Here is an 8,282-nt window from a genome sequence, read left to right as displayed (position 1 = left end):
CGCCAGCGCGCCCAGCCCCCCCGTCCACCACGCCAGCACGCGCCACCGGTGCGCCCGCGGGGCCCGGAACAGCGTCGCCAGGACGGAGTCCCGCCAAAGCCTCGCATCCAGCACGAAGGCGACGTACAGGCTCCACGCACTGTGTTGCCTTCCCGGGGGCGCCTCCGGCACCGCCAGGAAGTCGGGGTCCTTCTGCGCGTGCCCCAGATAGGCGTGATGACGCAGGTGCGCGTTTCGATACAGTTCGAAGTCCTCGAACATCGGAACACCACACACCCACGCCGCGACCCGCTGATTCAACGCCTTTCCCTTCAACATGTTTCCATGCGCCGCGTCGTGCAGGCGGTTTCCCAGGGCACGCTGGCGCGACCCCACGATGAGCAGCGCCACGGGCAACACGAACCATGAGACATGGACACACAATGCCCAGGCGCCGAAGATGAGCGCCCACGTCTCGAGAATCTCCAGCATCGCCCGTCCGGGCCTGGGCACCCCCAGCCCCGTGAGCTGCTCCTCGTGGCCCTGCGCCACCAGGTGCTCCCGCAGCTCGCGGACCTCCCGCCCCCTGGGCGCGACAGGATCCGGGTGAGACGCTGTCCTTTCATGTTGGCGCGGTTCGGTTGTCATGATGGATGCAATTCCTGTCGGCACGCCAAGGCGAGGCCGGCCCCATGGCCACGCCCCCGGTCCAACACCTGCTCAGAAATTGAAGCCCAAGAATTGGGAGGGCTTCGCCACTATCTGGTCATTGCGGGACCGTAACAACGACCTCTGACATGCGGGGGTGGGGGGAACCGCCGACGTCTGTCATTGTCGCCAGGAAATCCAACCCTGGCCGTAGGTCGCGGGAAGGTGGTACGCCTCGGGACCTCATTCTGGAGAATCCCATGCACCTGAGTGTTTCCGAGGAGATGGCCCAGCGATTTCCCGACCTTCGCATCAGCTTCGTGGCGGTGCGGGGCATGGACAACACGGGCAACCCTCCGGAAGGGCTGGAGGCGGAGCTGCGTGCCGCGGAGGCGGATTTTCGCGGCCGGGTGCCCGACCTGGCGGCCCTGGCGGCGGACGCTCGCATCGTCGCCTGGCAGGACGCCTACCAGCGCTTCGGCGTCAACCCGAAGAAGTTCCGCCCCAGCGCGGAGGCGCTGCTGCGCCGGGTGGTGAATGGCCATCCGGTCCCGTGGATCAGCCGGGCCGTCAACGCCTACCTCCTCCAGGAGCTTTTCTTCCTCCTCCCGGTGGGGGGCTATGACCTCGGCCGGCTCCAGGGCGACCTGCGCCTGCGCCTGTCACCGGGCAACGAGCCCTTCACCGGCATTGGCAGCCCGGAGCCTGAAGCGACCAGCCCTGGCGAGGTCGTCTACGCGGACGACGCGCGCGTCCTCACCCGCCGTTGGAACTTCCGCGACTGTGACTTCGCCAAGGTGGAGACGACCTCGCGCGACATCATCCTCTTCGCGGAAGCACCCTCCTCCGCGGTGAAGACGGAAGACCTGCTGCGGCTGGTGGAGCAGATTGGCGCGAAGATCCGCGAGCACTGCGGAGGCACCACCGCCACCGGCCTGCTCGATCTCCAACAGGGCCGCGATGTGGAGATCCCCACGCCGTGACGCCCAGACCCCGCTCAGCCGAGCGGTGACACGAGCAACAGCGACAGAATCTCTCCCGCCACCGCGCGCTTGCTGCCCTCCAGCACGCGGTCCGGTCCGGTGCGGGAGATGACCGTCACCCGGTTCGTGTCCGTGCCGAACCCCGCGCCGGTCGCGGTGACGTCGTTGGCGACGATGGCGTCCAGGCCCTTGCGCTCCAGCTTCTCGCGCGCGTGCTCCACCACCCGCTCCGTCTCCGCCGCGAAGCCCACCAGCACCGGGCGCTTCGCCTTGCCCGCCACCTTGCGCGACGCCTCCAGCAACACGTCCGGCGTGCGCACCATGCGCAAGGCCTCCGGGCCCTCGCCCTTCTTCACCTTCTGCGGGGCCCGCGCCTCCGGCCGCCAGTCGCTCACCGCCGCCGTGGCGATGAACGCGTCCGCGGACTCCACGCGCGCCAACACCTCGCGCGCCATGTCCTCCGCGCTCACCACGTCCACCACCTCCAGGCCCGTGCGGTCCACCGGTCCCACCGGCCCCAGCACCACCGTCACCGTCGCGCCCAGCGCCCGTGCCTCGTGCGCCAGCGCCATGCCCATCTTCCCGGTGGACGGATTGGAGATGAAGCGCACCGGATCCAGGAACTCGCGCGTGGGGCCCGCGGTCACCAGCACGTGCTTGCCCTGGAGCGGCCCGCCGCCCAGCCGCGCCGCCACCGCCGACACGATGGCGCCCACGTCCGCCAGCCGGCCGGAGCCCACGTCGCCGCACGCCAGCATCCCCGCCCCCGGGCCCACGCCCGTGAAGCGCGGATCCGCCAGCAGCGACGCCACGTTCTCCTGCGTCCGGGCGTTGTCCCACATGGCCACGTTCATCGCGGGCGCCAGCACCACCGGCCCCTTGAAGGCGAGCAGCGACGTCGTCACCGCGTCCCCGCCGAAGCCCGCGCGGATCTTCGCCATCAGGTCCGCCGTCGCGGGCGCCACCACGAACGCATCCCCCCAGCGGGCCAGATCCAGGTGGCCGAAGTTCCCCTCCTGCGCCGGGTCGAAGTAGTCCGTCAGCACCGGGTGCCCGCACAACGCCTGGAAGGTGAGCGGGGTGACGAACTGGCGCGCGGCCTCCGTCATGGCCACCCGCACCTCCGCGCCCGCGCGGCCCAACTCCCGCACCAGCTCACAGGCCTTGTACGCCGCGATGCCGCCGCCCACGCCGACGATGACCCGGCGGCCCTTCAATGCCGATGCGTCCATGCGGCTTCATTACGCGCCGGGGCGCCCCGTCGCAACACGACTACCGCAGGGACACGTCCCCCTGGGAGGGCACGTCCACCGTGCGCACCAGGGGGCCCGCCCCCGGCATCTCCGCGTGGAAGAAGCCCCACACCAGCGTGTACCGCCCCGGCGTCAGGCCCTGCACCACCACCCGCTCGCTCATCGGCTGGTAGACGAGCTGCGCGAAGCGCGAACGCAACAGCTCCGCGGGCGGGTTACCCACCTGCCCCACCTCGCCCGGCACCACCCACAGCGCCTTGCCCCGCTCCGGCTGGAGCAGCACCGTCAACGACGCCGTGCCCGGCACCGGCCCCAGGTCCAGCGTCATCTCCGTGCCCGCCACCTGCACCACCACCGCCGGCTCACCCGTGCCACCGCGCCCGCCGCCCACCACGAAGCGGTAGCTGCCCGGCGACAGGTCCGTGCTGTAGCGGCCATCCGCGCCGGTGATGAGCGACACCGTCTCGCTGCGGTCCGCGTTGAGCCCCTCCACCTGCGAGCCCGCCGCGGGCCGTCCGTCCGCCAGGTACACCCGACCCGTCAGGCGCGTCGCGGTCTTGAGCGTCAGCTGCACCGGCGTCGTGCTCCCGCGCGGCACCTCCTGCGTGCCACTGAGCTTGCCCTTGCGCGCGGACACCGTGAAGCGCGGCACGAACGGGGGGCTCGACAGCGTGAAGGCGCCGTCCGGCCCCGACAGCACCGACCCGTCGCACACGTCGCACGTCACCACCGCGTCCGGCACCGCGCCACCCGACGCATCCCGCACCATGCCGGACACCGCTGGCGCCTTCGTCAACACCACGTCACCCATGTCCGTCGTCTTCGACGGGCGGTCCACCACCTGGGGCTCGTAGCCCGCGGCGTCCACCGCGACGATGAGGCGGTCCCCCGCGGTGGACAGCGGCAGCTCGAAGCGCCCGTCCGGGCTGTTCACGTCGTGGTCGTCCACCCGGAAGCGGCGCACCGGTTGTCCGGCGTCGTCCATCACCCGGCCCCGGAACGTCGTGCGCTTGCGCATCTTCACCTGCACCGGCGGCCCGCCCGGCTTGCCCTGCGTCCGCTCCAGGGGCTCGTAGCCCGCGTGGTGCGCGTCCAGCAGGTAGGTGCGGTCCGGCCGCAGCGCGCGGAACTCGAAGCGCCCGCTGGAGTCCGTCTGCGTCGGCTCCGCCATGCGCGGCATCACGTTCAGGTTCGCCCCCACCACCGGCTGGCCGTCCTCGTCCACCACATCGCCCGCGAGGGACGCGCCCGGCTCCAGGGTCACCGCCACCTGCTGCGTGACTCCGTCCTGCACCGTCACCGCGGTGGGCCCCGACGCCACGTACTCCGGATGCGACGCCATCAGCGTGTACGTCCCCGGCGGCAGCCCGCGCATGGGCACCACGCCGTCAGGCCCGGAGGGCCGGTCGCTGCGGAAGATGTTCTCCGGATCCGCCCACATCACCACGTCCGCGCCCTCCACCCGCCGGCCCCCGCTGGACACCGTCACGTCCACGCCCGCCTTCGCCTCCAGCGACAGCGTCACGTCCGTCGCGGGCGCCGTCGCCTGCACGCTGCCGCCGCCCCACTCGGAGTGGTGCGCGTGCAGCGTGTAGAGCCCCGGCATGGGCACCTGCGCGGAGAAGCGGCCGTCGTTGTCCGCGTTCGTCGTCTCGCCCGTGGGCTGCACCAGGATGGACACGTTCGACGCGGGCCGGCCGTACTCGTCGATGACCTGCCCGGTGATCAGCGTGGCCTTCGCCAGCTCCAGCTCCAGCGCCGTCTCCCCCTGCGCCACCCGCGCGGGAAGCTGCGCCGTCTTGAAGCCCTCCGCCTGGCCCTCCAGCACGTACTCGCCCGGCGCCAGCGGCCCCAGCTCCGCGAGCGCCCCGGTGGGCACCGCGTCGCGGCGGATGAGGTCCCCCGCCACCGTGCGCAGCAGCAGCTGCGGGTTCGGCACCGGCTGGCCCTCTTCGTCCACCACCGTGACGAGCAACCGGCCCGCCGCCTCCAGCTCCAGCGTCACCTGCGTCACCCGCTTGGACAGCGTGAGCGTCTGGGGCGAGGATCCAAAGCCCGGCGCCTCCGCCGTCACCACCACCTCGTCCGGGTACAGGCCGTTGAAGCGCACCGGCGCACCCTGCGCTTCGGTGTGCGCCTCGCGCGTCAGGTGGTCGCCGCGCAGGCGCACCGTCGCCACCGCGGGAGCGCCGTCGCGCGTGACGCGCACCTCCAGCGTGCGCGACGGCGTCAGCTTCAGGCGCAGGGGCTGGGAGTCCGCCTCCACCTGCTGCGCCACCGCGGGCTGGAAGCCCTCCGCGTCCGCGAGCACGTAGAAGGGCCCCTCGCCCAGGCCCGTCAGCAGGAACGCGCCGCCCGCGCCCGCCACCACCTCGAAGGGCAGCGGCACCTTGCGCGACACCGCGCGCACGCGCGCCCCGGGCCTCGGCTGGCCGGAGTCGTCCACCACCGTGCCGGAGATGCTCCGCAGGGCCGGCAGGTACAGATCCACCGGCTCGCCCGGCGCCGCCCGGTTCCTGAGCGCCACGCCCAGCCCCTCCGCGCGCGCCCAGACGGAGAAGGACACGCCCACCAGGTGCTCGAAGCGGAACTTGCCCTGCGCGTCCGTGCGCACCGTGGCGCGCGGCGTGAGGAAGCCCTGCTGCTGTTCGAAGAAGGCCCGCGTGTGCAGCGCCGTCTCATGCGCGGTGCAGGCCAGCAGCGCCAGGCCACACTCGTCGCACCGCACGTCCGCCACCGTCCGCTCCGCCGACGCCGCGAGCGACACCTCCGCGTCCGCCACCGGCCTGCCGCCACCGTCCAGCACGCGCCCGGTGAGCGTCAGCCCCTCCTGCGCGCCCGACGACACCGCCACCGCCTTGAACGCGGGCAGCCCCTGGCGCATCGAACTGGCGGAGACCGGCGAACCGGGGCGCACGGCCGGAGCCCCCCACCGGGGTCCCAGCACGACCGCGGCGAGCGCCACCAGCACGGCGGCCACCCCGATGAAGACCCATTTGCGCATGCGTACGCGACCGGGAACCTAACCCACGGCCGGCCCCCCAACGACGGTTTCCCCCGGGAAATTCCGGAGCGTCCTGTCCAGGACGTCCCAGCCCCCGGGAGCGTTCCCGCGTCAGTCTTCCGCGAACGGCTGGATGGCCTGCGCCACGGCCAGCTCCTGCCGCGCCTCGCTCAACTCGGAGTTGGTCGCGCGCAGCCGGTCGCTCAGCACCTGCACGAAGCTCCAGAGCATCTTCACCGCGAGGATGGCCTCGCGCTTCATCAGGCCCATCAGGTCCGAGCGGGCAATCACCATCGTCCGCGTGGGCTCCGTGGCGCGCACCGTGGCGGACCTGGGCGCGTTGTCGATGAGGCCCATCTCCCCGAAGTGGCCACCCGAGCGCAGCTCCGCGATCTCCACGCCGTTCTTCTCGATGGCCACCCGGCCCCGGATGACGACGAAGAGCTCCTCGCCCGGCTGCCCCTCCACGACGATCTCCCGACCCGCCGGGTAGGTCCGCGTGGTGGCGATGGACAGCACCGCCGTCTGCTCCTTGTACGTGAGGTGGCGGAAGAGCGGGATCTTCCGCAGCGCCTCCATGCGCGACTGCGCCTCGCTCGTCTCCTCGCTGGCCAGGGCCGCGCTGTCGCCAGCGACCTTCACCACCACCGCGGTGATGTTGTCCTTGCCGCCGCGCTCGTTGGCCAGCTCCACCAGCTTGCGCGGCATGTCGCCGGGCTGGAGGTTCGCCACCAGCGGGAGCAGCTCCTCATCCTCCATGTAGCCGTGCAGACCGTCCGAACAGAGCAGGAACACGTCGCCGGGCATCAGGTCCACGATGAGCGTGTCGACCTGGACCGACTCCTGGATGCCCACCGCGCGGGTGATGACGTTGCGGTACTGCGACGTGGCCGCCTGCTCCTTGGTGATGGTGCCGGCCTTCAGCTGCGCGGCGACCAGCGTGTGGTCCTCGGTGAGCCGGTGGCACTGGCTGTGGCGCACCAGGTACACGCGGCTGTCGCCCACGTGGCCGATGACGCCCTTGTTGCCCCCCACCGCCAGGCACACGAACGTCGTGCCCATGCCGCGCTTGGACGCGTCCGTCATGGCCGCGCGGTAGATGTCCGCGCAGGCGCGCTGCACGGCCACTTCCACCAGCGCCGCCGCCGCGGAACGGCTGTCCGCCGTGGGGTTGTTGGCCAGGTCCTTCAGCAGGTGCCGGTTGGCCGCGATGTGCTGCTTGACGACCTCCGTGGCCCGCGCGCTGGCGACCTCACCCGCGGCGTGTCCGCCCATGCCATCGGCGACCATGAACAGGCCGAGCGACGCGTCCACCATCATCGCGTCTTCGTTGTGCTGCCGTTTCCGGCCTACATCGGTCAGCCCGAAGGCTTCTGTGGTCAAGGCCACCGCGAACGCTCCCATCCATGCCTAGAGGGTGACTTCGCACGTTACGCAGGCCGCCGAAGACGTGGCAAGGCTTCAGGACTGCAGGCGCTTCGCCAACAGCCGCACGAAACCCCCGGCCGTGTAGAAGCTGACCTCCACCTGCCCGAAGCGCAGCCGCATCCCGTCCACCACCAACGTCGGTTTGCGAGCCAACAGCCGCTCCCCCACGACGTACGAGCCGTTCTTCGAGCCCGCATCCGTCAGCAGGAACCCCGCATCCCCCGTGTCCCGTGTAAACCACGCGTGAAATCGGGACACACTGCCGTCATCGAGCACGACGTCGTTGTTGCCGGTGCGCCCCACGGTGATGCCCCGGCCGAACGCGTTGCCGGTGGACTTGAGCAGCGGGAAGACGATGGGTTCGTCCTGCCCGAGCGTCGGCGGCCCCGCGTTGGTCACCGTCCGCAGCGGGTAGTCCTCCACGTCGGACGGGGTCACCGTGCCCAGGGCGGGCATGAAGAGCAGGAGGCCCGGGGGAAGGCCCCGCTCGAATTCATCGCGGTTGCGCAGGTAGCGCGTGACGTGGGCACTGAGCAGCTCGGCCATGACGTGGGTGGCGGCGCACGGGCGCCCGCACCGGGAGGCCGTTCCGCTCTCATGCCGTCAGTGTACCGCGCCTTTACCGCCAATCCGCGAAAAATCCGAGGCTCACGCCACCCACGAAGTCACGGGCGAAGCTGCGGTTCTTGAGGCCGAACGGCTCCGCGTACCCCAGGGCGAGCCCCACGCCCACGTCACTCAACTGGTAGCCAATCTGGATGCGGCCCTGGACGGCGCCAGCGACGCGCCGGTCCGGAGGCTGGGTGCCGAAGTGGGCGCCGTAGAAGACGGGGCCGCCCGTCACCTGGAAGCCCCAGTGCGCCTGGCCCGGCAGGTGGTTGCGGTAGCCGATGCCCACCTGCGCGGTGTGCTCGTAATAGGAGTTCACCGGGAGGATGAACCCCTCCAGCGCCGTGTCGGGCAGGGACGCCGCCCACCCCACCCCAC

6 protein-coding genes and 1 pseudogene are annotated in these 8,282 nt (G+C 71.4%); 1 reads left to right on the top strand and 6 read right to left on the bottom strand.

Features of this window, described 5'->3' with window-relative positions; all coding sequences use genetic code 11:
- Positions 1 to 627: fatty acid desaturase (locus D7Y13_RS34055; protein WP_199732961.1), on the bottom strand; the 627-nt coding region annotated here is incomplete at its 3' end.
- 260 nt (positions 628 to 887) lie between these two features.
- On the opposite strand from D7Y13_RS34055, the gene D7Y13_RS34050 reads away from it, so the two are divergent.
- Positions 888 to 1,610: a B3/B4 domain-containing protein gene (locus D7Y13_RS34050; protein ID WP_158620491.1), complete on the top strand. Its 723-nt coding sequence runs from the start codon at positions 888 to 890 to the stop codon at positions 1,608 to 1,610.
- A gap of 14 nt (positions 1,611 to 1,624) precedes the next feature.
- Here the strand turns inward: D7Y13_RS34050 and coaBC are convergent, their stop codons facing one another.
- The 5 genes and pseudogenes from coaBC to D7Y13_RS34025 form a co-directional block, all read right to left on the bottom strand.
- Positions 1,625 to 2,842 carry a bifunctional phosphopantothenoylcysteine decarboxylase/phosphopantothenate--cysteine ligase CoaBC gene (gene coaBC, locus D7Y13_RS34045; protein ID WP_120585796.1) on the bottom strand — a complete coding sequence of 406 codons (1,218 nt, stop codon included), beginning with the start codon at positions 2,840 to 2,842 and terminating at the stop codon, positions 1,625 to 1,627.
- 40 nt (positions 2,843 to 2,882) lie between these two features.
- The gene (locus tag D7Y13_RS34040; RefSeq protein ID WP_120585795.1) at positions 2,883 to 5,867 is read right to left on the bottom strand and encodes a carboxypeptidase-like regulatory domain-containing protein; all 2,985 of its coding nucleotides are present in this window, start codon (positions 5,865 to 5,867) and stop codon (positions 2,883 to 2,885) included.
- A gap of 111 nt (positions 5,868 to 5,978) precedes the next feature.
- Positions 5,979 to 7,271: a Stp1/IreP family PP2C-type Ser/Thr phosphatase gene (locus D7Y13_RS34035; RefSeq protein WP_120535595.1), complete on the bottom strand. Its 1,293-nt coding sequence runs from the start codon at positions 7,269 to 7,271 to the stop codon at positions 5,979 to 5,981.
- A 57-nt stretch (positions 7,272 to 7,328) separates the two neighbouring features.
- Positions 7,329 to 7,841 carry an FHA domain-containing protein gene (locus tag D7Y13_RS34030; RefSeq protein ID WP_120585794.1) on the bottom strand — a complete coding sequence of 171 codons (513 nt, stop codon included), beginning with the start codon at positions 7,839 to 7,841 and terminating at the stop codon, positions 7,329 to 7,331.
- A gap of 73 nt (positions 7,842 to 7,914) precedes the next feature.
- Positions 7,915 to 8,282, bottom strand: a pseudogene (locus D7Y13_RS34025) (hypothetical protein); the annotation flags it as partial.

This window comes from Corallococcus praedator (genome assembly GCF_003612125.1).
GTDB classification, from domain to species: Bacteria; Myxococcota; Myxococcia; order Myxococcales; family Myxococcaceae; genus Corallococcus; species Corallococcus praedator.
The sequence above is the reverse complement of the archived record's forward strand: the minus strand, read 5'-3'. Positions and strand labels throughout refer to the sequence as shown.